The organism is Nakamurella multipartita DSM 44233, from assembly GCF_000024365.1.
Taxonomy (GTDB): Bacteria; Actinomycetota; Actinomycetes; order Mycobacteriales; family Nakamurellaceae; genus Nakamurella; species Nakamurella multipartita.
Genome location: NC_013235.1, coordinates 3615327 through 3639055 on the forward strand (window position 1 = coordinate 3615327; position 23729 = coordinate 3639055).

Consider the following 23729-nt stretch of genomic DNA (forward strand, 5'->3'; position numbering starts at 1 on the left):
TCAGCGCGGCTGGATGCCGCGCCGCGCCGCGCTCGTCACCGGCGGGTCGAGCCGGCCGGCGAAGACCAGCACCGCGCCGGCCAGGATCAGCACCCCGGCGATCGCGGTCAGCCAGGGTCCGAATCCGGCGCTGGCCTCCCCCGCGTCGAACACCGAGGCATCCCCCGGGTGGAGGCCGCGCCACCCGCCGAACCCGAGGCACACCAGTCCGCACACCGTGAGCACCGCCGCGGTGATCCGGTGCGGACGCCGCCCCGGCGGCTGGTAGACCATGATCACGAACCCGGCGACGGCCGCGATTACCCCGAAGATCAAGCCGACCAGCCCGGGCCGGTAGGTGCCGGATCCGTTGAGCACGTCGTTGAGGTTGGTGCCGGCGATCTGGCTGCTCCCGGTGATGCCGCCCCAGCCGGTGATCGATGTCGTGCCGCCGTCCTCGGTGTCGGTGGAGATCCAGGGCAGGAAGGTGGCCACGAAGGCCAGCAACCCGCCGACCAGGGCCAGCGCCCCCACGAGGACCCGCCGGCCGGGTTCCGCCTCGGTCACCGCTTCGCTCCGATCGGTTGGGGTTCGCCACCCGGACCGGGATGGTCGATCGCACGCACCCCCGCACGGTAATCGCCCGGCCGGGCCGCCCACCTATCCTGACAGTGAGGATGTAGGGGTGGATCGCCGTCGAGCTTCGGCTTGACTCGTGCCCTGACTGACCGTGGTGTCCTGAACGGGATGTGTCGGCCGGGGTTCGGCGGCGATCTCGGCACCTGCCGGACGGGCGTCGTGACCTTATAGGAGCCTGGCCAGAGGCCCCGTCACTGTCTTGTCCGCCCGCCCGACCGGCGCGTGCCGCCCTTCCCGGTTCAGCGACAGGACGGCAGGTCAACGATGACAGCAGTACAAGCGGAGCGACAAGCAGACTCATCGGCGGTCGAGGTGGTCGGCGGTGTGGACACCCATAAGGACACCCACACCGCGGCAGCGGTGGACACCGCGGGGCGGGTGTTGGGGTCGGCCCAGTTCCCCACCGACGCCGCCGGCTACCGGGCGTTGCTACGGTGGCTGCGCGGGTTCGGGACGCTGCTGCTGGTCGGTGTCGAGGGCACCGGTGTCTACGGGGCCGGCCTGGCCCGATTGCTGGCCGCCCAGGGCGTGGCCATGGTCGAGGTCGACCGGCCCGACCGCAAGGCCCGCCGGTGGCAGGGCAAATCCGATCCCGTCGATGCCGAGGCTGCGGCCCGGGCCGCGTTGGCCCGGGTGCGCACCGGGCTGCCCAAGCATCGAGACGGTCGTGTCGAGGCGCTGCGGGCATTGCGGGTGGCGCGCCGTTCGGCCGTCGGGCAACGCGCTGACGTGCAGCGACAGATCAAGGCGCTGATCGTCACCGCACCGGAATCGCTGCGCGCCCAGCTGCGGGCGTTGCCCGACCGAGAACTGATCAAGGTCTGCGCCGACCAGCGGCCGGACCGTGCCGGTGCCGGCGATCCGGGCACGGCCACCAAGATCGCGCTGCGCTCTCTTGCTCGGCGCCACCGGGCGCTCAGCGTCGAGATCGCCGATCTCGACGAGCTGCTCGGTCCGCTCGTGGCCCAGATCAACCCCGGGCTGCTCGCACTCAAAGGCATCGGTCCCGACGTGGCCGGGCAGATGCTCGTCACGGCCGGCGAGAATGCCGACCGCCTCACCAACGAGGCCGCCTTCGCGATGCTGTGCGGCGTGGCGCCCTTGCCTGCTTCGTCGGGCAGGACGACCCGGCACCGGCTCAACCGCGGCGGAGACCGAGCCGCCAATAGCGCACTCTGGCGCATCGTCATCACCCGCATGGGCACCGATGATCGAACCAAGAACTACATCGCCCGACGCACCGCCCAGGGGCTGACCAAGCCCGAGATCATCCGCTGCCTCAAGCGATATGTCGCCCGAGAAGTCTTCCTCGCGCTTACGTCCGCGTCCGCAGAAAAACGACCCGCCAAAGCAGCTTGACAACCATAGGAGCATCCCGCGTGAGCAACGCGCCGCCGGCCGGCCGCCCGGTCCTGGCCTTCACGCTGCCCGGGGTCGCCTACGACGACGACATCGCCGTCCAGGCGTTCGCCCGGCACCTGACCGCGGCCGTCGAGGCCGGCGGCGGGAACGGCCGGCGGATCGTGGCCGGCATGCGGGCCTTCCTGGAGGGCAAACCGGACCTGCTGCCCGACCCGCCCTGGTCGGTGCCGCCGGCGACCGGCGAGCGGGCGGTCGAACACCTCGCGGTCGCTGCCGGGTGCCCGCCGGACCTGGTGGTCCGGGCGCGAACCGCTGCCCGGCAGGACCTGGCCCGTACGGCCTGGCTGCTGGACCCGGCCGACGGCCTGAGCGATCTGCTGGACGCGGCGGCCGGCCGGGCCCGGGTCGTGGCCGTCGCCGACCCGGCCGACCCGGCGGCCGTGCCGATCCTGGACGCGCTCGAGCTCACCGGGCGGGTGGCGCTCGTCGCACCGGCGGACCTGGACGCGCTGTCGGCGGGCTCGATGGTGCTGATCGACGCGACCTGGGCACCGCATCTGGCCCGGGCGCAGGCGAACGGGCAGCGCACCGTGCTGATCGACCGGTTCGGCGCCGGCGACGGCCGGCCGGACCGGCGCACCAAGGACCTGCGCGGTGCCGTCCCCGACATCGCCGCCTGGCTGGAAGGAACCGCCGCATGAGCTGGACGACCCCGGACGGGTCGGCGCCGCTGCGTCCGACGCACGTGCTGGCCCACCTGTCCGATTCCCACCTGACCTCGGCGGGCGTGCGCTACAACCAGGTCCTGGACGCCGATGCCGCCCTGGACCGCGCGGTGGCCGTGCTGCGCAGCGCGGTGGCCGACGGGCGGCCGCTGGACGCGGTCATCCTGTCCGGCGACCTCACCGACACCGGCGACCCGGACGCCTACCGGCGACTGCGGGCGGCCGTCGAGCCGTTGGGCGTCCCGGTGCTGTACGCGACGGGCAACCACGACGTACGCACCGAGTTCCACCGCAGCCTGCTCGGCCGCGGCGACGAGGGCCCCGTCCTGCAATCGGTGCAGGTGGGCGGGCTGCGGATGCTCGCGCTGGACTCGACCATTCCCGGCGCCGGCCACGGGCGGCTGACCGCCGAGCACCTGGCCGAGCTGACCGCGGCCCTGGCCGATCCGGCGCCGGAGGGCACCATCGTCGTGCTGCACCACGCGCCGCTGCCGCCGCCGTCGCCGCTGCTGAGCTACTTCGCGTTGGAGGCGGCGTCCCGCATCGCCCTGCGGGACGCGATCGCCGGCACCGATGTACGCCTCGTGCTGGCCGGTCATCACCATCTGGCCCAGTCGGGCACGCTCGGCGCGATCCCGGTCGCGGTGGCCGGCTCGACCGCGATCCGCACCGATCCGCTGGCGCCCAACGGGCACGAGCGGACCTGGGCCAGCGGTTCGTTCAACCTGGTCCAGGTCTACCCGGACACGATCACGGTCTCGGTCATCCCGGTCGACGGGGCCGCGCCAGTGTTCGACCTGGACGCGGCGGGCTGCCAGGCGGTGATCGACGCCCATCCGACCCGGCCGTGAGGTTCAACGGGCCGGGTGCACCGTCTCCCGGCCGGTCACCGAGTAGCAGGCGATCCGGATCCAGTACGTGCGCTCCACCAGGTCGGCCCAGGGCCAGACGCCGATCCGGTTGAGGCGGCGGATCTCACCGACGTCCTCGACGGTGCTCGCGGTGCCGCGCACCAGCACGCTCCAGCCCGATCGCCGGTCGACGTCGTACCCGTCGACCTCGAACGCCACCCGCAGCTCCGAGTCACCGGCCAGCAGCTTGGACCCGGGTGCCGTCCGGAACACGATCGACTCCCCGTCCACGCCGTGATTGACCGGCAGGATCACCGGGTCGCCGTCGCTGACGAACGCCAGCCGGCCGACCCGCGCGCTGCGCAACCGGTCGTAACACTCGTCGCGGCTCAACACACCCATGCCCGAATGGTCCAGCGGCAGGCTCGTCGTCATACCCGCGAGCCTGCCGCGGTCCGGGCGACCCGAGTAGAGCCCTTCGTCCCGACAACCCTCAACCTCACGTTGAGCTTGAGGTCGTCAGGTCAGGACGAGGCCCGGCCACGCGAGCACGATCCAGCACCCGGCGAGCAGGCACGGCCCGAACGGGATGGCCGATTGCAGGGACAACCGCCGGGTCGCCAGGCCGGCCAGCGAGACGACCGCGCCCAGCCCGAACGCGATCATCACCCACCACAGCACGGCGCCGACCGAGACGAATCCGGTCAGCAGCGCGAGCGAAAGGCACCAGCTTGACATCGCCCCACCCCATCGCCCGCGGCGCCAGGGCCGCCGCCGCCGCGAAGATCCCGGTCACGACCACGGCCGCGACCAGCGCCGTCAGCAGCGCCGCCGGCAGGCCGCCGGGCGGCGGCGCCAGCAGTCCGGTCAGCAGCACCAGCGCCGCGGTGACCGGGAGCGCGGGCAGCGTCAGTGCGTCCGGCAGCCGGTGGGCGGCGATGTCCACCGCCCCCAGGATCACCATCAGCAGACCGGCCCAGACGACGAGCACGACGATGACCGTCGGCCAGGCCAAGGCCACGCCGGCGGCGGTGACCAGCCCGGCCGCCACCTCGAGCAGCGGCGGCCGCACGGCGACACCGCGCCGCAACCGGCCGAGCAGCACCCGACCGGCCCCGCCGGCCAGGGCGCCGACCAGCGCCCCCAGGGCGACCGCGAGCAGCATGCCGAGCACGGTCTCACGTTTCCGCGGGAACGTCGGGGAGTTGTCCACACTCGCCCTGACGGCCCGGGTCGATCGCCGGCTGGACGGGCAGCGGGGTCAGACGGGCAGCAGGGTCAGACGGGCAGCGGCAGGTCGGTGCCGGAGCCGGCCTTGAGGCCGGCCCGCATCGCATGCACCGGCGCGGGCACCCCGGTGATCAGCTCGAACTGGCGGAACGCCTGGTGCAGCAACATGTCCAGACCGGTGACGGTGATCCGGCCGGGCACGCCACCGGCGGCCAGCGGGGTCGGCCACGGGTGGTAGATGACATCGAACAGCACGGGCACCGCGCGCAGCGCGGACGCGAGGTGGTCGGCCCCGCCGGCCGGCACGGTGGACACGACCAGGTCGACCCCGGCGGCCGCCTCGGCGACGACGTCGGTGTCCCAGCCGATGACCCGCAGCGGGATGCCCAGGGTGGCGGCGACCTCGACGGCCCCCGCGGTGGACGACGGTCGGCGGCCGGCAATGGCCACGGTCGCGGTGCCCAACTCGGACAGCGCGGCCAGCACCGCGGCCGCCGTTCCCCCGCCGCCCAGGACCAGCGCGGAGCGGATCGGCGGCGCGCCGGCCGCGCGCAACGCCCCGACCAGGCCGTCCACGTCGGTGTTGTCGGCGAACCAGCCGCCGTCGCGGCGGACCAGGGTGTTGGCCACGCCGAGCGCCTGCACCCGCGGTGAGCACTCGTCGGCGACGGCCGCGGCGGCCGACTTGCCCGGCATGGTGACCGAGAAGCCGGCCCACTCCGGACCGCGGGATCGCACCAGGTCCGGCAGCGCCTGCGCGTCACATTCGATCGGTTCGTACTGCCACTGGGTGAGTCCGGCCGCGGCGTAGCCGGCGCGGTGCAGGGCGGGCGAGAGGGAGTGGGTCACCGGCGAGCCGACAACGGCCGCCCGATGGGCAGAACTCACCCGAAGACTCCATTCGCTCGCGCCTGGGCCACGCAGGCGTCGTGCTGCTCGACCGTGATGGAGAAGCAGGACGCGCCGGTGTTGTCGATCTTGACGAAGAACAGCCAGGAGCCGGCGGCCGGGTCGAGGGTTGCGGCGATGGCGTTCGGACCCGGCGAGGAGATCGGGGTGGGCGGCAGACCGGCGGCGTAATAGGTGTTCCACGGGCTGGGATTGGCCCGGTCGTCCGCGCTGGTGGCGATGGAGGCCCGGTCCAGTGCGTAGTTGACGGTGGAGTCCATCTCCAGCTTCATCCCGGTGGCCAGCCGGTTGTCGATCACCCGGGCCACCTTGGGCATGTCCGCGGTGATGCCCTCCCGCTCCACGATCGAGGCGATGGTCGCGGCCTGGTACGGGGTCATGCCCAGCTGGGCGGCGTCGGCGATGATGTCGGTGCCGTTCCACATCGCGGCGGACGCGCTGACCACCGCCTTGAGCGCCTGCTCGGGGGTGGAGCCGGGCGGGATGTCGAAATCACCCGGCAGGATGGTGCCCTCGAGGCGTTTGCGCGGGTCCGGAGCGGCGCGCACGGCGTCGGCGGCCCATTCCACGACGCCCAGGGTGGCCGGGTCGGCGGTCGTGGCGACCTGCCAGAGCTCGTCGGCGGTGAAGCAGTCCTGCTGTCCGTTGAGCGGCACACAGGCCGCGGCGGCGATGTCGGAGATGTAGCCGGGCACGGTCGCCGCGGGCTGGTTGGGATCGGTGGAGACGGTGGTGACGTCGGCCAGCTGCCGGCCGGGGATCAGCCGCAGGTGCCCGACGTGGTTCTCCTTGGCCACCAGGGCATCGGCCGCGGCCTGGGCCGAGGAGTTCAGCCGCACCTTGTAGTAGCCCGGCTTGAGGGCCTGCACGTCGCCGTCACGGGCGGCCTGTTGGACGAACGCCTCGGTGCTGGCCACCACGCCGGCCTGCTGGAGCGTCGCGGCGATGTCGTTGATCCCGTCGCCGCCCTGGATCCGGACGACCACCTCGGCGTCGCCGGTGCCGGCGTGGTCGGGCACCTGATCGGTGCCGGACCGCCACACGACGAACCCGGCGATCAGACCGGCCACGATCACCAGCAGCACGACGATGGCGAACACCAGCCAGGTACGGTGCCGGCGCCGGGCGCTGATGGCCCGTTCCTCCGGCGAGGGCTCCGGCTCGGCCACGACGGTCTCGTCGACGGGATCGGGATTGGCGGCCAGCGCGGCCTTGAGCTCGTCGACGTCCACGTCGCCGGTCTCCCCCGGCTCGCGGCCGAAGATCAGATGGTCGTTCACGATCGTCGTCCCGCCGCCAGCAGATCCAACCGGTTCTGCAGGATCCGGGTGGCGGCGACCTGATCGACCACGGCGCGCCTGGCCTTTCCCTTGATTCCGGCCTGGGCGAGCACCCGGTCCGCGGTGACGGTGGTCAGCCGCTCGTCGACGTAGACGACCGGTACCGGGGCGATCAATGCCGCCAGTGCCTGTCCGTAGGCCCGCGCTGCCGTCACCGCCGAGCCCTCCATGCCGCGCAGGGTGGTGGGCAGACCCACCACCACTTCCACTACGTCGTGTTCGACGACCAGGTCACGCAGTGCCGACAGATCCGCAGTCGGTTCGGCCCGGTCACCCGACTTCCCCGATGACGGGGCCGCCGACCGCTGCAGGGTCGTCACCGGAGTCGCCAGAATTCCTGCGGGATCGCTGCGTGCGACCCCCACGCGAACGGTACCCACGTCGACCCCCAGACGCACGCCTTTCGCGGGTGCGTCACCGGACGGATTCTGCTGTGTTCCAGTCATATGGATGCGTGGGTATCGATTCGGATCGGGTGCCGGGCGGCACGGGAACGGACCGAGAGCAGGACGTATCGGACTCGATCCGGTTGTCCGTCGACCGGGCCAGATCAGCCGGCCGCCGTGAGCAGGGCGGCGCGCAGGGCGTCGATCGCCTCCGGGATCCGGTCCGGACGGGTCCCGGCCCCCTGGGCCAGGTCCTTCTTGCCGCCGCCCCGTCCCTCGATCAGCGGCAGCACCGCCTTCGCCAGCTCGCCGGCAGCCAACCCGCGGGCGATGCCGCCCTGGTTCACGGCGACCGCGAACGGCACCGACGCGTGGGCCGGCGCGAACAGGGCGACCACCCCGGGCCGGTCCCCGAGCCGGCCGCGGACGTCGGAGGCCAGCGTGCGCAGGTCACCGGCCGCGGTGCCCTCCGGCGCGGTGGCCGCCACCAGCGCCACCCCGGCCACGTCGATCGCGCCGCCAGCCAGCGTGCCGGCGACGTTGCCCAGCGCGGCCGCGCGCAGCCCGGCCAGCTCCTTCTCCGCGGACTTGAGCTTGTCCAGCAGGGTCTCGATGCGCCCGGGCAGCTCGGCCGGCTGCACCTTCAGGGTGCTGGCCAGCTGGCTGACCAGGGTGCGCTCGGCGACCAGCCGGTGGAAGGCCTCGATGCCGACCGCGGCCTCGACCCGGCGCAGGCCGGATCCGACCGAGGATTCGGCGGTGATGGCGACGGGACCGATCTGCGAGGAGTGCTCGACGTGCGTGCCGCCGCACAGCTCGACCGACCACGGCCCGCCGATCTCCACGATCCGCACGGTGTCGTCGTAGGTCTCGCCGAACAGCGCGATGGCGCCCATCGCCTGGGCCTCCTGCATCGAGCCGTAGAGCACGCGCACTGGCAGGTCCTGACGAACGGCCCGATTGGCGACCTCTTCCAGTTCGCTGCGGGTGGCCGCCGACAACGCCTGGTCCCAGGCGAAGTCCAGGCGCAGGTAGCCGGGCTTGTTGTAGGACCCGGACTGCAGCGCCTCCGGCCCGAGCACCTGCCGCAGCGCGGCGTGCACGACGTGGGTGCCCGAGTGCGCCTGCCGGGCACCGAGCCGCCATTCCGGGTCGACCTTGGCCAGCACCTGCGCACCGGTGGTGAACTCGCCGTCGGTGATCCGGACCCGGTGCACGACCAGCTTGCGGTCCACCTTCTGCACGTCCAGCACCTCGGCGGCGCCGTGCGCCCCGACGATGGTGCCCGCGTCGGAGTCCTGCCCGCCGGATTCGGCGTACAGCGGGGTGCGGTCGAGCACGAGCTCGATCTCCTCACCCTCGTGCGCCGCCGGCACCGGCACCCCGTCGCGCAGCAGGCCGCGGATGCGCGCCTCGGTCTGCAGCTCGCTGTAGCCGGTGAACTCGGTCGCGCCCTGGTCCAGCAGCCGCCGGTACTCGGACAGGTCGGCGAAGCCGCCCTTGCGGGCCTTGGCGTCGGCCCGGGCCCGGTCCTTCTGCTCCTTCATCAGCCGCTCGAACCCGGCGACGTCGACGGTCAGGCCGGCCTCGGCGGCCATCTCCAGGGTCAGGTCGATCGGGAAACCCTGGGTGTCGTGCAGGGTGAAGGCGGTGGCCCCGGGCAGCGTGGTGACGTGCTGGGTGGCCAGGTCGGCCGCGGCCACGTCGAACAGCTTGGAGCCGGATGCGATGGTGCGCAGGAACGCCTTCTCCTCCGTCGCGGCGACCTTCTCGATCCGCTCGTAGTCGGTGGCCAGCTCCGGGTAGGACGGGCTCATCAGGTCGCGCACGATGCTCATCAGCGTCGGCATGACCGGCTCGGTGACGCCGAGCAGCCGGGCCGAGCGCACCGCCCGGCGCAGCAGCCGGCGCAGCACGTAACCGCGGCCCTCGTTGCCGGGGGTGACCCCGTCGCCGATCAGCATCATGCCGCTGCGGGAATGGTCGGCGATGACCCGGAAGCGGACGTCGGCCTGGTGGTCGCCGCCGCCGTACTTCTTGCCGGACAGCTGCTCCATCGAGGCGATGATCGGGCGCAGCAGATCGGTCTCGTAGACGTTGTCGACGCCCTGCAGCAGGAACGCCAGCCGCTCGACGCCCAGCCCGGTGTCGATGTTCTGCTGGGGCAGCGGGCCCAGGATCGGGAAGTCCCCCTTACCGGACCCGTCGGACTCGCCCCGCATGTCCTGCATGAAGACCAGATTCCAGACCTCCAGGTACCGGTCCTCGTCGGCGACCGGACCGCCCTCGATGCCGTACTCCGGGCCGCGGTCGTAGTAGATCTCCGAGCACGGGCCGCACGGGCCGGGCACGCCCATCGACCAGAAGTTGTCGGCCATGCCACGCCGCTGGATGCGCTCGGCCGGCAGGCCGGCGATCTCCTGCCAGAGCCGCTCGGCCTCGTCGTCGGACTCGTACACGGTGACCCACAGCCGGTCCGGGTCCAGGCCGTAGCCGCCGTCGGCCAGCGAGGAGGTCAGCAGGGTCCAGGCGTGCTCGATGGCGCCGGCCTTGAAGTAGTCGCCGAAGGAGAAGTTGCCGGCCATCTGGAAGAAGGTGTTGTGCCGGGTGGTGACGCCGACGTTGTCGATGTCACCGGTGCGCACGCACTTCTGCACGCTGGTCGCCCGCGGGAACGGCGGGGTGCTCTGGCCCAGGAAGTAAGGCTTGAACGGGGCCATCCCGGCGATGGTGAACAGCACGGTGGCGTCCTGGCTGATCAGCGACGCCGAGGGCACGACGGTGTGGCCGGCGCGCTCGAAGTGGTCCAGGAAACGGCGCCGGATCTCGTGGGTCTGCACTCTGTGGTTCCTCGCTCGGGCAGGTGGGTCAGGCGCGCGGGTGGCGCAGGGTCGGGCGGTGGTGCTGGGGCTCGGGTTCCCGGGTCAGGCGCGGTGCCCGACGCGTCGCGCGGCGGACCGGGACGATCCGGCCGGGTCCGGGTCGACGGTGTGGGCGCGGGTCGGGGTGGGCCGGGTCGGCGGGAGGCCGCCGGGGATCCGCGGCTCGACCGGCTCGGGGGCCGGGCCCAACGCCTCCGGCGGAACCATCACCACCGCACCGGTGGAGTTGTCCACCAGGGGCCGGTAGCTGGCCCGGCGGTTGATCGCCCCCTGCCGGACGTCGGAGGCGAAGGCGCCGACGGCGTTGCCCAGCTCGGCGATGGCGTCGGCCAGGTCCGCGGCGATCGCCGAGGGGGTGAGCTTGGCCTTCATCGCTGCGGCGGCGGCTTCCTTGGCCCGTCGGGTGCGGCGGGTCGCCGCCACTCCGAGGGCGACACCGGCGCCGAAGACATAGACGCGTTTCATCGCGGCCGTCTCCCCTCCTGGTCAGGGCGTGCTCCGCCCGGGCGGGCACGGGCGGCTCGTGGCACCACCGCTGGGAAGGTTACCCGCCACCTCGGACACCGAGCGGGCACGGCGCTGCCATCGGCGGACCCGGTCCGGCCGCGACGGAGCTGAACCCCTGCGCCGGCCGCCGCGTTGTCCTCCTAGTCGCCGACCCCGGCGACCTGCTGCCTCCGGGGAAAGAGATGATCACGCCATGATCAATGAGGTCAACGGACTGCCCGCCCACATCCTGCTGGTGCATGCGGTGGTGGTGCTGATCCCGATCGCGGCGCTGCTCACCGTGCTGGCCGCGATCTGGCCGGCGGCACGCCGCCGGCTCGGCATCATCACTCCCCTGGTCGCGCTCGTCGCGCTCATCCTGGTGCCGGTCACCACCGAGGCCGGCGAGTGGCTGGGCGACCGCGTCTACCCGACCGAACTGATCCGCGAGCACATGGCGCTGGGCGACACGGTGCTCTGGTTCGCCGGCGGTCTGTTCGTCGCCGCACTGCTGGCCTGGGGCGTGCCGACGCTGATCGTCCGGCGCACCAAGAAGGCGCCGGCGCCGTGGATCGGGGTGGTCGTCGCGGTGGTGGCGGTGGTGCTGGCCGGAGCCGCCGTGTTCCAGGTGTTCCGGGTCGGCGAGTCCGGCTCCAAGGCGGTCTGGACGGGCTCGTTCTGCCCGGTCCCGGTGAATGCCGACGGAACCTGCCCGACCACCTGAGCGGCGCCCGGACGCGCGGGCGCGATCACCGGCCGCTGTCGGGCCCCGTGGGTATCGTCTGCGCTGGACCTGGGGTCATCGGCGGCCCGGGCCGGGTGAGGGAGCGAGCTACGGATGAGCGGGACCCGAAAGCGTGAGGTCGTCGTCGGCGTCGACGGCTCGGACACCTCGACGGCGGCGGCGGTGTGGGCGGCCGGCGAGGCCCACGCCCGCGGCGCGACCCTGGTCGTTCTGTATTCCTACGAGCTCTACGCCTACGGGTCCAAGGACGCCGCCCTGCCCGGGTCCATCCCGTACGAGGAGGCGCAGATCGCGGCCGCCGAACTCGTCGACGGGGTGGTCACCGCCGTGCACCACGCCCGGCCGGCCGCCACGGTGCAGCCGCGGATCCTGCACGAATCGGCCGGCACGGCGCTGCTGGAGGCCAGCGGTGAAGCGCTGTTGACCGTGGTGTCCTCGCACGGCCACTCCCCGCGGGCCGAGGAACTGATCGGTTCGTTCGCCGTGCACACCGCCGAGCACGGGCACGGCCCGGTGGCGGTGGTGCGCGGCGCCGTCCCGGATCCGGCCGGCGCGACCGGACCGATCGTGGTCGGCACCGACGGGTCGGAGGTCTCCGAGGAGGCCGTCACCTACGCGGTCGAGGCGGCGGCCGCGCACGGAGTACCGCTGCACGTCGTGCACTGCGCGCGGGGCTCGGACGAGGACCGCGAGCAGGCCGACCTGGAGGCCGCGCTGGCCGGCCGGAGCCAAGCGGTCGCCGGCGTCTCGGTGGTGCCGGTGGTGATCCCGGGCAAACCGCAGGAGGCCCTGCGGGCCTACTGCGCCGAGCACGGCGCGTCCCAGCTCGTGGTCGGCACCCGCGGGGTCAGCGGCTTCGCCGGCATCGTGCTCGGTTCGGTGAGCCGGTCGCTGCTCGCCCACGCCGAGCTGCCGGTGGTGGTCGTCCGTCCGCAGGACGCGTCATGACGTTGCGCGAGCGGGTCGCCGAGCTGATGCCGCGGGCCCAGGCCGACCTGGCCCAGATGGTCACCTTCCGGTCCGTGCACGACGCCGCCCAGTTCCCGGTGTCCGGGTGCGACGACATGGTCGACTGGCTGATCGGCGCGTTCACCGAGGCCGGCCTGTCCGACGTCGCCGCGCACGTCACCGCGGACGGTTCCAAGGCGGTGACCGGCGTCCGGCCGGGACCCCCCGGTGCGCCGACGGTGCTGCTGTACTTCCATCACGACGTGCAGCCGCCCTTGGGCGAGGACGCCTGGCACAGCTCACCGTGGCAGCTGGTCGAGCGGGACGGCCGGTGGTTCGGTCGCGGCACCGCCGACGACAAGGGCAGCATCGCCGTCGTGCTGACCGCCCTGCGCGCGCTGGGTTCCGCGGACGGCGCGCAGCTGCCGGTCACGGTCAAGATCGTCGGCGAGGGCTCGGAGGAGCAGGGCACCGCCGGCCTGGAGGACTTCGTGCCCAAACATCCCGACCTGCTGCGGGCCGATGCGATCCTGGTCCTGGACAGCGGCAACATCGCGGTCGGGCGGCCCACCCTGACCACCTCGCTACGCGGGGTGGCCGACCTGGTGGTCACCGTCCGGACCGCCCAGACGGTGCTGCACTCGGGCATGTTCGGCGGACCGGCGCCGGACGCGTTGGCCGCCCTGGTCGCGATGCTGGCCACCCTGCGCGACGCCGCCGGCAACACCACCATCGACGGGCTGGACGCCGACGGGCACTGGGCCGGCGCGGACTACCCGCCCGATCGGTTCCGCACCGACGCGCAGGTGCTGGACGGGGTCGATCTGCTCGGCGACGGGTCGGTCTCCGACATGCTGTGGGCCCGGCCGACGGTCACCATCCTGGGCATCGACTGCCCGCCGGTGGTCGGCTCGTCGGCGGCGATCCAGCCGCAGGCGCGGGCGCGACTGAACCTGCGGGTGCCGCCGGGCATGGATCCGGCGGCCGCCCGGGACAAGCTGATCGCGCACCTGACGGCCGCCACCCCCTGGCACGCCCAAGTCACGTTCGAGCCGGGCGGCCTGGGCGCGCCGTTCGCCGGCAGCCTGGGCGGGCCGGCCTTCGACGCGATGGGCCGGGCGATGCACGCGGCCTACGGTCGCGACCTGGAGACGCAGGGTCAGGGCGGGTCGATCCCGCTGTGCCCGGTCTTCCAGGAGACCTTCCCGGACGCGGAGATCATGCTGCTCGGGGTGTGCGAGCCCGAATGCCGGATCCACGCCCCCAATGAGAGTGTCGACCCGTCCGAGGTGCAGAACATGGCCCTGGTGCTGGCCACCTTCCTGGGCGAGTACGCAGCGGGTTGAGCGGCTGGATCGTGATCCCGGTCACACTGATCTGAATCGATCAACCTGACCGTGGGGGCGGCGTCCATCCCCGTATTACCCGCCCACCACCGCCCGTAGAAAGGTGCCGTCGATGACGATCGAGGAAACCGTGGCCTTCAGCGACATCACGGCCGACCTGGAGTCGACCCCCGGCCAGGACTGGCGCCGCACCGCGGTCGTCTACCAGATCTACCCGCGCTCGTTCGCCGACTCCAACGGTGACGGGATCGGCGACCTGCCCGGGATCAACCATCGCCTGCCGGCCCTGGCCGAGCTGGGCGTGGACGCCATCTGGCTGTCCCCCTTCTACAAGTCCCCGCAGGCCGACGCCGGGTACGACGTGGCCGACTACCGCGACGTCGACCCCGTTTTCGGCACCCTGGCGGACTTCGACGCGATGCTCGAGCGGGCCCACGGGCTGGGTCTGAAGGTGATCGTCGACCTGGTGCCCAACCATTCCTCCGACGAGCACGTCTGGTTCCAGCAGGCCCTGGCCGCGGCCCCCGGCTCCCCCGAGCGGGACCGCTACGTCTTCCGCGAGGGACGCGGCGAGCACGGCGAGCTGCCGCCGAACAACTGGGAATCCTGCTTCCGCGGGCCGGCCTGGACCCGGACCACCAACCCCGACGGCACCCCCGGCCAGTGGTACCTGCACCTGTTCGACACCAAGCAGCCCGACTGGAACTGGGAGAACCCGCAGGTTCGGGCCGAGTTCCTGGACGTGTTGCGGTTCTGGCTGGACCGCGGCGTGGACGGCTTCCGGGTGGACGTGGCCCACGCGCTGATCAAGGCCCCGGGCCTGCCCGACATGAAGGCCTCCGACGAGGTCGTCGAGGACAGTGAGGGCTACTTCCACACCGGCCCCATGTGGGACCAGGACCGGGTGCACGAGGTCTACCGGGAGTGGCGGGCCCTGCTGGACACCTACTCCCCCGACCGGATCCTGTGCGCCGAGGCGTGGGTGCCCTCGCTGTCCCGGCTGGCCCGCTACGTCCGCGAGGACGAGATGCACCAGGCGTTCAACTTCGACTACCTGGAGAGCGAGTGGGACGCCACCCACCTGCGCTCGGTGATCGATTCCTCGGTCGCCGCCAACGACGAGGTCGGCGCGCCCACCACCTGGGTGCTGTCCAACCACGATGTGGTCCGCCATGTCTCGCGGCTGGGCCTGCCGGCCGGTCCGCGGCCCAACGGCATCCGGGCCCAGGATCAGCAACCCGACTACCAGCTCGGCCTGCGCCGGGCCCGGGCGTCGACCCTGTTGATGCTGGCCCTGCCCGGTTCGGCCTATATCTACCAGGGCGAGGAGCTCGGGCTGCCCGACCACACCGAGCTCGACGACGACCTGCGTCAGGACCCGACCTGGTGGCGCTCCGGTTACACCGAGGCCGGCCGCGACGGCTGCCGCGTGCCGCTGCCCTGGGAGGCCGGCGAGCCCGGCCTGGGCTTCGGACCGGGCGGCGCGACCTGGCTGCCGCAGCCCGCGTCCTACGCGGAGCTGGCTCGTGACAAGCAGGAGGACGTCGAGGGTTCGACCCTGGAGATGTACCGCACCGCGCTGGCGTTCCGGCGCGCGTTCGCGCTCGCCGTCGGCGACCTGGAGTGGGTCGACGCCGAGCCGGGCGTCGTGCGGTTCGTCAACGGTGAACTGACCATCGCCGCCAACACCGGGACCGAAGCGGTTCCGATGCCGGTCGGCGAGCTGCTGATGGCCTCCGGCGAGCTGACCGATCACTCGGTGCTCCCGCCCGACACCACGGTCTGGTTGCTCACCGAGGTCTTCAGCGAGTAGGTGCCCCGGGCCGGTCCGGCAGCTGCCGGACCGGCATCCGGCGACTGTCGGACCCGTCGCGCATGATGGGCGACATGAAGGCAGCAGTCCTGTACGGCCCCCGCGACATCCGCGTCGACGAGGTGCCCGCGCCGCGCATCCTGACCCCGACCGACGCCCTGGTCCGGATCACCACGAGCTGCATCTGTGGCTCCGACCTGTGGCACTACCGCGGGGCGACCAGCAAACGCGGCCGGATCGGGCACGAGCTCGTCGGCGTGGTCGAGGACGTCGGTGACCAGGTGGCCACCGTGCGGGCCGGCGATCTGGTCATCGCGCCGTTCGTGTGCTCCTGCGGGGTGTGCGGACCCTGCCGGTCCGGTTGGCCGACCTCGTGCGTCCGGTCCGCCGGGTGGGCCGGGACCGACCGCGACGGGCACCCGGTCGACGGCGGCCAGGGCGAGTTCGCCCGGGTCCCGCTCGCCGACGGCACCCTGGTCACCGCACCGGTCGCCCCGGACGACCCGCGGATCCCCGCCCTGCTCTCGCTGTCCGACGTGATGGGCACCGGCCACCACGCGGCCCACTCCGCCGGGGCCGCCCCGGGCCGGACGATCGCGGTGATCGGCGACGGTGCGGTCGGTCTGTGCGCCGTGCTGGCCGCATCCCGGCTCGGCGCGGAACGCGTCATCCTGCTGTCCACCCATCAGGACCGCAGCGAACTCGGCACGGCCTTCGGCGCCACCGACGTGGTCGCCGCCCGCGGGGCGGACGCGGTCGCCGCCGTCCGCGAGCTGACCGACGGCGCGGGGGTGGACGGCGCCGCGGAATGTGTGGGCACCGCCGGGTCCTGGGACACGGCACTGGATCTGGTCCGGCCCGGCCCGGGGGCACGGTCGGCTGGGTCGGTGTCCCGCACGAGGTCAAGGAGGGTCTGCCGATCTGGAAGATGTTCGGCGGCAACATCTCCGTCCGTGGCGGCATCGCACCGGCCCGCGCCTACCTGCCCGAGCTGCTGCCCGAGGTGCTCGCCGGCACCCTGGATCCGGGACCCGTGTTCACCGCCACGGTCACGCTGGACGAGATCGCCGACGGGTACCGGGCGATGGACGAGCGGCGCGCGATCAAGGTGCTGGTCCAACCGTGACCGGCCGCCGATTCCGCAACCGGTCCGGGAAATCCACGCTCCGACGTCTCTGACCGCCGGTCCGCGCCTCTGTGCAGGTAGGCCCGCATCACCCAACCCGAAGGCGGCACATCATGGAATTCAGCATTCCGGCCCTGCCCGACCCTGATCCCAGCACGGTCCCGCTGGGCGGCACCCCGGTACAGACCACCGGCCGCTTCATCGTTGTGTTCGCCCGAGGCACCGACGCCAAGGCGACCCTGGCCCGGACCGCCGGCGTCGGCACCGTGGCCGATTCGCGCGACTTCACCGCCCAGGCCGTCGATTTCAGTCAGACCGAGGGGTCGGACGCGGTCTGGTTCGACACCCTGGGCGTCGCCGTCGTCACGGCCGAACCGGCTCAACTCGGGGCGCTGCGGACCGCCGAGGCCGGTGAGGACGCGATCATCTCGGTCTCGCCGGAGCTGATTCACCACATCCTGGACGGCGACTACCTGCAGGGTTACCGGGACGGGGTCAGTGACCTGGCCGGGCGGCTCGGCGCGGTCGAGCGGCCGGCAGGCTCCGGAGTGTCCGCGGCCGCCGCCAATCCCTCGTTCGCCGACAACGCCCAATTCACCTGGGGCCTGCAGGCGACCGGAGTGTCGACCTCACCCCAGTCCGGCGCCGGCATCAAGGTCGCCGTCCTGGACACCGGGTTCGACGTGGGCCATCCCGACTTCGTCGGCCGTTCGGTGACCACCCAGTCCTTCGTTGCCGGGGAGACCGTCCAGGACGGGCACGGCCACGGCACCCACTGCATCGGTACCTCCTGCGGGTCGAAGGCGCCGGAGACCGGACCGAGGTACGGCGTCGCCTACGGCGCGTCGATCTACGCCGGAAAGGTGCTGGGCGACAGCGGCTCCGGCTCCGACGGGGGCATCATCGCCGGCATCAACTGGGCCGTGGAGAACGGCTGCCACGTGATCTCCATGTCCCTGGGGGCGGACGTGGCCTCGGTGCACCCGCCCTACACGGTGGTGGGCCAGCGCGCTCTGGACGCCGGTTCGCTGATCGTCGCTGCGGCCGGCAACAACGCCGACCGCCGGGTCGGCAACTTCGGCTTCGTGGGCACCCCGGCCAACAGCCCGTTCATCATGGCCGTCGGCGCCCTGGACCAGAAGCTGGACATGGCCTACTTCTCGGCCCGCACCCTGGCCGGCACCCGCGGCGGGCAGGTCGACATCGCTGGGCCCGGCTACCAGGTCTACTCGTCGTGGCTGATGCCGACCCGGTACAAGACGATCAGTGGCACCAGCATGGCCACTCCGCACGTGGCCGGCGTCGCCGCGCTCTGGGCCGAGCTCACCGGCTACCGCGGCCGCGATCTGTGGGCCACCCTGGCCCAGGACTCGCAGCGCCTGCTGCAGCCGTCGGTGGACGTCGGCGGCGGATTGGTCCTCGCCCCGCAATGACCGGCGCTTTTCGCTGGGTCGGCACCTACAGTGAAGTCATGACTCGGGTCACGGTGACCGTCGACGACGCCCATCGGCGGTCGATCAGCACGCTTGCCCGTTCGCTGGCCGACAAGGGCATGCAGGTGGACCGGGTGATGGAAACCATGGGGTGCATCACCGGGTCCATCCCGTCCGGCACCGCCACCGCCGTCGCCACTACCCTGCGCAACGTCCCCGGCGTGCTCTCGGTCGACCCGGACGTTGCCTACCGAGTGGCCCCCCCGGATTCGGACGTGCAGTAGGTCGAGGCGGGTCCACCCGGGCTGATCAACTCGGCGAAAATGGGTCCATTTATACGGTTTCGCGCCGAGTTCATCAGCCCGCTTGCCCGACCGCGCCGAGTTCATCAGCCCGCTTGCCCGACCGCGCCGAGTTGATCAGCCCGTCAGGTGCGCCAGCGCCCGGGCAACCAGGCCCGGTTAGCGGCCGGCCGTGGCCACGACTCGGACCGGACAGCTTGCCCTCGTGCGCGACCGTGGTCGGTCACGACGGCGCACTCCTAGAGCTTCCGGTTCACCCGCTGCCCGTCGTCCCGCACGATGTAGGCGGGATACACGCCCACGACCGTGCACCGGGCCGGGACGTCTTTGACGATCACCGCATTCGCCCCCACGGTGGCCCCTTCCCCGATGGTGACCGCGCCGAAGATTCGGGCGCCGGGTCCCACCCGGACATGGTCGAGCAGGACGGGCCGGTCCGTCTTGTTGCTGTATCCGATCGTGACCTGCTGATTGACCCAGCAGTACGCTCCGATCCGCTCCCCGTTGATCCTCGATCCTTCGCCGTGCTGGATGAACAGGCCCGGCCCGATCTCTTTGGCGCTCAGCCGCAGCGTCGGCAGCGGGGAGTAGATCACCCGCAGCAGGTAGGACCAGGGTTTCACCCGGTAGTAAAAGAGGTTCCGGAACTCCCGATGCTCGATCAGCAGGGTGTGCAGGCCCAGCAAGGTCGACCCGTGCAGCTCGTGCTCCCGCATCCACACGCCCAGGTCGACGTCGATGGCCGCCCGGCTGGGCGTCAAGGCGTAGGTCAACAGATGCAGGGACGAGGCCGGCAACGAGACGTGGCGCCCGACCCACTTCAGCAGCCGCTTCACGGAGCCTCCCCTCGTCGCCGCATCGGTGACTCGGCTCGTGACCACGCTCACGGCTGACGCCCCATCAACCCTGGTCGTGTCCTGCCCGAGGTCGCAACTGCCGTGGGACGAAATCACCCTATCCGGTGCCCGCCCCGCGGGAGGCGGGGCGGGGTGGACCCGGCAGGGAGGACCGCGGCCCCTTGGGCCAGGTCCGTAGCGATCAGTACTCGGTCAGGTCGTTGCCCATGTAGCAGAAGGACTCGGCCTGGTGGTCGGAGTAGGTGTAGTACTGCTCGTAGGTGTCGATGTACTCACCGCTGAAGTCGAAGTCGTAGCCGTTCCACTGGGCGTACTGCACGTAGACCATGTAGTAGCCGGGGTCGAACGTCAGGTCCGAGATGTTGTACGAGGCGTAGTAGTCGGCCTCGACCCAGTAGCCGTCGGTCACCCACTGCTCGGTGTAAAAGTCCCAGACCCAGATCTTGGCGAAGCTGCCCGAGTCGGCGTCCGAGGTGCTGGTGAACACCAGCGATTCGCCCCCGCATTCCACAGTGGTGCCGAACACGGTGCTACCGGCGACGGTATCGGCGTTCGCGGCGCCGACCGAACCGACGATCGCGAAGCCGAGAAACATCGCGGCGGTGGCCACGACGAGTCCGGCGAGGCGGCGGATCAGGGTGCGGGCGATGGTGGCCATGGTGTCCTCCTGGGGGCTGGATCCTGGTTGTTCGACCTGCTGAACAAAGGATCGGCCGCCCCGCTGAAGGCTCACCGAAGAACGACTGAAGGCCCCACCGCCCGCGCCACCGGCATCGTTAGGGCTGCAGCACCAGCTTGCCGGTGGTCCGGCGGGCGGCCAGATCCTCCTGCGCCCGGGCGGCCTGCGCCAGCGGGTACGTCCCGCCGATGCGCACCCGCAGGCTGCCGTCGGCCACCCACCCGAACAGCTCGGCGGACCGGGCCAGCAGCTCCTCCCGGTCGGCGACGAAGTGATCGACGTTGGGCCGGGTGAGCTTGAGCGATCCGCCGCGGTTGAGCCGCTGGATGTCGAACGGCGGCACCTGCCCGCTCGCGCCGCCGAAGAGCACCATGGTGCCGCGCGGTCGCAGCGCCTCCAGCGACCCGTCGAAGGTGGCTGCCCCGACGCCGTCGTAGACCACGTCCGCGCCCTTGCCCGCGGCGAACTCACGCACCCGGGCCGGGAAGTCGTCGTAGCCGACCAGCACCTCGTCGGCACCGGCCGCGCGGGACAGCTCGGCCTTGTCCGCGGTCGACACCGTGGTGATCACCCGCGCCCCCTTGGCCTTGGCGATCTGGGTGAGCAGCAGGCCCACGCCACCGGCGCCGGCGTGGATCAGCACCGCATCGCCGGCCTGGATCCGGTAGACGTCCGTGGCCAGCGCGTGCGCGGTCAGGCCTTGCAGGCAGACGGCGGCCGCCTGCTCGTCGGAGACACCATCGGGCACCGGGATGAACCGGCCCGCCGGCCCGACCGTCACCTCGGCGTAGGACCCCGGCACCATCAGCCAGGCCACCCGGTCACCGATCGAGACCCCGTCCACGCCGTCGCCGACGGCGATGACCCGGCCGGCACCCTCCCGGCCGGGCACGAACGGCAGGTCCATCGGGTAGACGCCCTCCCGGTGATAGATGTCGATGAAGTTCACCCCGGCCGCCGCCACCTGCACCGCGAGCTGACCGGGACCTGCCTCGGGCACCGGAATCTCGCGGTAGTCGAGCACCTCCGGCCCGCCGGTGGTGGTGATCTGGATCGCGTGCATCAGGCCCTCGCCCATGTCTGCTCAGCCTTTCCCCCGGTCCCCGGGACCGGATGTGGTGGTCGGGTCGGTCGTGTCGTCATTGGCTTGCCCGCGGATGGTGCGGCGCAGCTTGGGTACCCGCTCGGCGAGCACCCGCTCGGCCCCGAACCCGGTGGGGCGGTAGTAGTCCCGGCCGACCAGCTCGTCCGGCGGATACTGCTGGGCGACCACGGCACCGGGTCGCCCGTGCGGGTAGACGTAGCGCTGGGCGTGGCCCAGTCGCTGCGCACCCGGGTAGTGCCCGTCGCGCAGGGCCGGCGGCACCGATCCGGCCCGGCCCTCGCGCACGTCGGCCATGGCCGCGTCGATCGCAGTGATCACCGCGTTGGATTTGGGCGCGGTGGACAGGTGAATGGTGACCTGGGCCAGCGCGATGCGCGCCTCGGGCAGGCCGACCAGCTGCACCACCTGGGCGGCGGCGACGGCGGCCGGCAGCGCGGTCGGGTCGGCCATCCCCACGTCCTCGGACGCGTGGACCATCAGTCGCCGGGCGATGAACCGCGGGTCCTCCCCCGCCTCGATCATCCGGGCCAGGTAGTGCAGCGCCGCGTCGACGTCGCTACCGCGGATCGACTTGATAAAGGCACTGGTCACGTCGTAGTGCTGGTCGCCCGACCGGTCGTAGCGGACGGCGGCCCGGTTGACCGCCCGTTCCACCGCATCGAGGTCGATCTCCAGCACGCCGGCCGGATCGTCATCGGAGTCGGGTGCGTCGAGCTCCCGCACGGATTCGGCCGAGGCCTCCAGTGCGGTCAGCGCGCGCCGGGCGTCGCCACCGGCCAGGGCAACCAGGTGCGCCCGGGCCGGCTCGGCCAGGGTGAATGCGCCGGCCAGGCCCCGCTCGTCGGCCACCGCGCGGTCGATCAGCTCGCTGATGTCGGTGTCGGTCAGCGGCTGCAGTTGCAGGATCAGCGACCGCGACAGCAACGGGGACACGACCGAGAAGAACGGGTTCTCGGTGGTCGCGGCGACCAGCACGATGGTGCGGTCCTCGACGGCGCCCAGCAGCGAGTCCTGCTGGGTCCGGGAGAAGCGGTGCACCTCGTCGATGAACAGCACGGTCTGCTCGCCGGTGCGGCGCAGCCGGGTGGTGGCCTCGGCGATGACCGCCCGCACCTCCTTGACCCCGGCCGACACCGCCGACAGTTGCGCGAAGAAGCGGCCGGTGCTGCCGGCGACCAGGGTGGCCAGGGTGGTCTTGCCGGTGCCGGGCGGACCGTAGAGCAGCATCGAGGACGGCGCGCCACCCTGAACCAGCCGACGCAGTGGGGCACCCGGTCCGAGCAGGTGCTGCTGGCCGACCACCTCGTCCAACGTCCGCGGCCGCATCCGGGCGGCCAACGGTGCGTGCGGGTCGACGGGTCGGTCCGGACGAGCGGCGCCGGGCAGGTCGTGGTCACCGGATCCGGAGACCGAGCCGGCCTGCTCGCCACCGACGGCGAACAGGCCGGGCTCGTTCACACTCACGTCATGCGACGCTACCGTCCGGGCCGGCGGCGCACGACCGCCGGTCCTCAGACGGTGGCGTTGACCTCGGCCGGGGTGTTGGACGCGGCCACCAGCTTGTGCACCAGGCGCATCTTGTCCAGCACGGTCGGCGGCAGCACGAACGGGTAGAGGTCCTTGTGCCCCATCGACCGGTTCAGCATGTTCAGCGACCAGGCCAGCGGCAGCCACAGCGCGATCATCCGGTCGAAGCCGACGTCGCCGGCCAGCGGCTGGGTGGCCGCGGCGCCGGCCGGGGCGAACCCGAAGGCGGCCGCGGTGTCGATGGTGTCCCGGATGTGCAGGTAGTGGGCGAAGGTCTCGGCCCAGTCCTCGGCCGGGTGCATGGTGGCGTAGGAGGAGACGTAGTTGTCCTCCCAACCCTCGGGCGCACCCTGCGAGTAGTGCCGGTCCAGCGCCTCCTGGTAGTCCAGGTCGGGATCGCCGAACAGCTTCTCGAACTCCTGCCGGGCCGGGCCCGTCTCGGCGAGCACGAAGAAGAAGTAGTGCCCGGTCTCGTGCCGGAAATGCCCCAGCAGGGTCCGGTACGGCTCGTCCATCGAGATGCGCAGCTGCTCGCGGTGCACGTCGTCACCCTCGGCCAGGTCCAGGGTGATGACCCCGGAGTCGTGACCGGTGATGACGTTCTCGTGCTCGCTGGAGAGCAGGTCGAAGGTCAGACCCTTCTCCGGGTCGGCGGTGCGGTCGTTGATCGGCAGGCTGAGCTCGACCAGCTCCACCACCAGACGACGCTTGGCCGCCTCGGCCTCGGCGAAGGCCGGCAGCGCCGGGTCACCATCGGCGGGGCGGGTGCGGGTCAGCGAGCAGGATCGGCACAGCGGCTCGCCGTCGACCGGCACCAGCCAGTTGCAGGCGGCCACGTGCAGGTTCGCGCACATCTTGCGCGCGGGCTCCAGGACGGTGGTGCCGCCTTCGCCCAGGACGGCGAAGTCCCGCGCGGCCAGATCGAAGCCAATGGCATTGCCGCAGTTCAGGCACACCGAGTTCTCGAAGGCCAGCTGCTGACCGCAGTGAGGGCAGACGAAGTCGCGCATGAGGTAGTTCTCCAGGTCTTGTCCGGATCGCGTGTCCCGTCGCCGATGA

The 23729-nt window shown here is 72.0% G+C and carries 22 protein-coding genes and 1 pseudogene; 10 read left to right on the plus strand and 13 right to left on the minus strand.

The features are described 5' to 3' along the window. Positions 1 to 546: a hypothetical protein gene (locus NAMU_RS16250; RefSeq protein ID WP_015748485.1), complete on the minus strand. Its 546-nt coding sequence runs from the start codon at positions 544 to 546 to the stop codon at positions 1 to 3. A gap of 336 nt (positions 547 to 882) precedes the next feature. Here NAMU_RS16250 and NAMU_RS16255 point away from each other — a divergent pair, with 336 nt between their 5' ends. Genes NAMU_RS16255 through NAMU_RS28925 form a run of 3 tightly spaced genes read left to right on the plus strand, consistent with a single transcriptional unit; the run spans position 883 to position 3556 of the window. Further along, entirely contained in the window at positions 883 to 1977 is a 1095-nt protein-coding gene (locus NAMU_RS16255) for an IS110 family RNA-guided transposase (RefSeq protein WP_052307831.1), read from the plus strand. 20 nt (positions 1978 to 1997) lie between these two features. Then, positions 1998 to 2681: a hypothetical protein gene (locus tag NAMU_RS28920; protein WP_015748486.1), complete on the plus strand. Its 684-nt coding sequence runs from the start codon at positions 1998 to 2000 to the stop codon at positions 2679 to 2681. Then, on the plus strand, positions 2678 to 3556 hold the full coding sequence (locus tag NAMU_RS28925) for a metallophosphoesterase family protein (RefSeq protein ID WP_015748487.1): 879 nt from the start codon (positions 2678 to 2680) through the stop codon (positions 3554 to 3556). Before NAMU_RS28920 ends, NAMU_RS28925 begins: the two co-directional genes overlap by 4 nt. A gap of 3 nt (positions 3557 to 3559) precedes the next feature. Here the strand turns inward: NAMU_RS28925 and NAMU_RS16270 are convergent, their stop codons facing one another. The 7 genes from NAMU_RS16270 to NAMU_RS27530 all read right to left on the minus strand — a co-directional run bounded on the left by NAMU_RS16270 (position 3560) and on the right by NAMU_RS27530 (position 10768). Continuing rightward, positions 3560 to 3991 carry a pyridoxamine 5'-phosphate oxidase family protein gene (locus NAMU_RS16270; RefSeq protein ID WP_015748488.1) on the minus strand — a complete coding sequence of 144 codons (432 nt, stop codon included), beginning with the start codon at positions 3989 to 3991 and terminating at the stop codon, positions 3560 to 3562. Between the two features lie 64 nt (positions 3992 to 4055). Further along, on the minus strand, positions 4056 to 4721 hold the full coding sequence (locus NAMU_RS16275) for a prepilin peptidase (protein ID WP_138180273.1): 666 nt from the start codon (positions 4719 to 4721) through the stop codon (positions 4056 to 4058). 113 nt (positions 4722 to 4834) lie between these two features. Then, positions 4835 to 5674, minus strand: coding sequence for a shikimate dehydrogenase (locus tag NAMU_RS16280; protein ID WP_015748490.1), 840 nt, complete (start codon positions 5672 to 5674; stop codon positions 4835 to 4837). Then, positions 5671 to 6975 (minus strand): endolytic transglycosylase MltG, encoded by a 1305-nt coding sequence (locus NAMU_RS16285; RefSeq protein ID WP_015748491.1) that lies wholly within the window; start codon positions 6973 to 6975, stop codon positions 5671 to 5673. Before NAMU_RS16285 ends, NAMU_RS16280 begins: the two co-directional genes overlap by 4 nt. Then, complete coding sequence (gene ruvX / locus NAMU_RS16290) at positions 6972 to 7481, minus strand: Holliday junction resolvase RuvX (protein ID WP_015748492.1); 510 nt, start codon at positions 7479 to 7481, stop codon at positions 6972 to 6974. Before ruvX ends, NAMU_RS16285 begins: the two co-directional genes overlap by 4 nt. Positions 7482 to 7585: 104 nt before the next feature. Next, the gene (gene alaS, locus NAMU_RS16295) at positions 7586 to 10261 is read right to left on the minus strand and encodes an alanine--tRNA ligase (protein ID WP_015748493.1); all 2676 of its coding nucleotides are present in this window, start codon (positions 10259 to 10261) and stop codon (positions 7586 to 7588) included. A gap of 84 nt (positions 10262 to 10345) precedes the next feature. Then, on the minus strand, positions 10346 to 10768 hold the full coding sequence (locus tag NAMU_RS27530) for a hypothetical protein (protein WP_015748494.1): 423 nt from the start codon (positions 10766 to 10768) through the stop codon (positions 10346 to 10348). A 235-nt stretch (positions 10769 to 11003) separates the two neighbouring features. Here NAMU_RS27530 and NAMU_RS16305 point away from each other — a divergent pair, with 235 nt between their 5' ends. The 7 genes and pseudogenes from NAMU_RS16305 (at position 11004) to NAMU_RS16335 (ending at position 18484) form a co-directional block, all read left to right on the plus strand. Further along, the gene (locus NAMU_RS16305; protein WP_015748495.1) at positions 11004 to 11513 is read left to right on the plus strand and encodes a DUF2231 domain-containing protein; all 510 of its coding nucleotides are present in this window, start codon (positions 11004 to 11006) and stop codon (positions 11511 to 11513) included. Between the two features lie 114 nt (positions 11514 to 11627). After that, the gene (locus NAMU_RS27535) at positions 11628 to 12482 is read left to right on the plus strand and encodes a universal stress protein (RefSeq protein WP_015748496.1); all 855 of its coding nucleotides are present in this window, start codon (positions 11628 to 11630) and stop codon (positions 12480 to 12482) included. Further along, complete coding sequence (locus NAMU_RS16315) at positions 12479 to 13828, plus strand: dipeptidase (RefSeq protein WP_015748497.1); 1350 nt, start codon at positions 12479 to 12481, stop codon at positions 13826 to 13828. Before NAMU_RS27535 ends, NAMU_RS16315 begins: the two co-directional genes overlap by 4 nt. A gap of 112 nt (positions 13829 to 13940) precedes the next feature. Further along, a complete protein-coding gene (locus NAMU_RS16320; protein ID WP_015748498.1) occupies positions 13941 to 15641 on the plus strand; it encodes a glycoside hydrolase family 13 protein in 1701 nt (566 codons plus the stop codon). 74 nt (positions 15642 to 15715) lie between these two features. Continuing rightward, positions 15716 to 16767, plus strand: a pseudogene (locus NAMU_RS31855) (zinc-binding dehydrogenase). Between the two features lie 113 nt (positions 16768 to 16880). Then, a complete protein-coding gene (locus NAMU_RS16330) occupies positions 16881 to 18200 on the plus strand; it encodes a S8 family serine peptidase (RefSeq protein ID WP_015748499.1) in 1320 nt (439 codons plus the stop codon). A 38-nt stretch (positions 18201 to 18238) separates the two neighbouring features. Further along, the gene (locus NAMU_RS16335) at positions 18239 to 18484 is read left to right on the plus strand and encodes a hypothetical protein (protein ID WP_041370830.1); all 246 of its coding nucleotides are present in this window, start codon (positions 18239 to 18241) and stop codon (positions 18482 to 18484) included. A 257-nt stretch (positions 18485 to 18741) separates the two neighbouring features. Here NAMU_RS16335 and NAMU_RS16340 read toward each other — a convergent pair whose 3' ends face one another. From NAMU_RS16340 to NAMU_RS16360, 5 genes are all read right to left on the minus strand, one after another. Next, entirely contained in the window at positions 18742 to 19338 is a 597-nt protein-coding gene (locus NAMU_RS16340; RefSeq protein ID WP_015748501.1) for a serine O-acetyltransferase, read from the minus strand. Positions 19339 to 19540: 202 nt separating this feature from the next. Next, positions 19541 to 20017, minus strand: a complete 477-nt coding sequence (locus NAMU_RS16345) for a hypothetical protein (protein WP_015748502.1) — start codon at positions 20015 to 20017, stop codon at positions 19541 to 19543. 118 nt (positions 20018 to 20135) lie between these two features. Then, positions 20136 to 21101 carry a quinone oxidoreductase family protein gene (locus NAMU_RS16350; RefSeq protein WP_015748503.1) on the minus strand — a complete coding sequence of 322 codons (966 nt, stop codon included), beginning with the start codon at positions 21099 to 21101 and terminating at the stop codon, positions 20136 to 20138. Between the two features lie 21 nt (positions 21102 to 21122). Continuing rightward, entirely contained in the window at positions 21123 to 22469 is a 1347-nt protein-coding gene (locus tag NAMU_RS16355) for a replication-associated recombination protein A (RefSeq protein WP_083786042.1), read from the minus strand. A 185-nt stretch (positions 22470 to 22654) separates the two neighbouring features. Then, positions 22655 to 23680 (minus strand): zinc-binding metallopeptidase family protein, encoded by a 1026-nt coding sequence (locus NAMU_RS16360; protein WP_015748505.1) that lies wholly within the window; start codon positions 23678 to 23680, stop codon positions 22655 to 22657. Between the last annotated feature and the right edge of the window lie 49 nt (positions 23681 to 23729).

What these genes read in the sequence shown, in the direction of transcription:
- NAMU_RS28925 (WP_015748487.1), top strand. Translation starts at nt 2,678, where the DNA reads ATGAGCTGGACGACCCCGGACGGGTCGGCGCCGCTGCGTCCGACGCAC.
- NAMU_RS27535 (WP_015748496.1), top strand. Translation starts at nt 11,628, where the DNA reads ATGAGCGGGACCCGAAAGCGTGAGGTCGTCGTCGGCGTCGACGGCTCG.
- NAMU_RS16255 (WP_052307831.1), top strand. Translation starts at nt 883, where the DNA reads ATGACAGCAGTACAAGCGGAGCGACAAGCAGACTCATCGGCGGTCGAG.
- NAMU_RS16330 (WP_015748499.1), top strand. Translation starts at nt 16,881, where the DNA reads ATGGAATTCAGCATTCCGGCCCTGCCCGACCCTGATCCCAGCACGGTC.
- NAMU_RS16270 (WP_015748488.1), bottom strand. Translation starts at nt 3,991, where the DNA reads ATGACGACGAGCCTGCCGCTGGACCATTCGGGCATGGGTGTGTTGAGC.
- NAMU_RS16350 (WP_015748503.1), bottom strand. Translation starts at nt 21,101, where the DNA reads ATGCACGCGATCCAGATCACCACCACCGGCGGGCCGGAGGTGCTCGAC.
- NAMU_RS16360 (WP_015748505.1), bottom strand. Translation starts at nt 23,680, where the DNA reads ATGCGCGACTTCGTCTGCCCTCACTGCGGTCAGCAGCTGGCCTTCGAG.
- NAMU_RS16335 (WP_041370830.1), top strand. Translation starts at nt 18,239, where the DNA reads ATGACTCGGGTCACGGTGACCGTCGACGACGCCCATCGGCGGTCGATC.
- NAMU_RS16320 (WP_015748498.1), top strand. Translation starts at nt 13,941, where the DNA reads ATGACGATCGAGGAAACCGTGGCCTTCAGCGACATCACGGCCGACCTG.
- ruvX (WP_015748492.1), bottom strand. Translation starts at nt 7,481, where the DNA reads ATGACTGGAACACAGCAGAATCCGTCCGGTGACGCACCCGCGAAAGGC.
- NAMU_RS27530 (WP_015748494.1), bottom strand. Translation starts at nt 10,768, where the DNA reads ATGAAACGCGTCTATGTCTTCGGCGCCGGTGTCGCCCTCGGAGTGGCG.
- NAMU_RS16315 (WP_015748497.1), top strand. Translation starts at nt 12,479, where the DNA reads ATGACGTTGCGCGAGCGGGTCGCCGAGCTGATGCCGCGGGCCCAGGCC.
- NAMU_RS16275 (WP_138180273.1), bottom strand. Translation starts at nt 4,721, where the DNA reads ATGCTGCTCGCGGTCGCCCTGGGGGCGCTGGTCGGCGCCCTGGCCGGC.
- NAMU_RS16305 (WP_015748495.1), top strand. Translation starts at nt 11,004, where the DNA reads ATGATCAATGAGGTCAACGGACTGCCCGCCCACATCCTGCTGGTGCAT.
- NAMU_RS16345 (WP_015748502.1), bottom strand. Translation starts at nt 20,017, where the DNA reads ATGGCCACCATCGCCCGCACCCTGATCCGCCGCCTCGCCGGACTCGTC.
- NAMU_RS16355 (WP_083786042.1), bottom strand. Translation starts at nt 22,469, where the DNA reads ATGCGGCCGCGGACGTTGGACGAGGTGGTCGGCCAGCAGCACCTGCTC.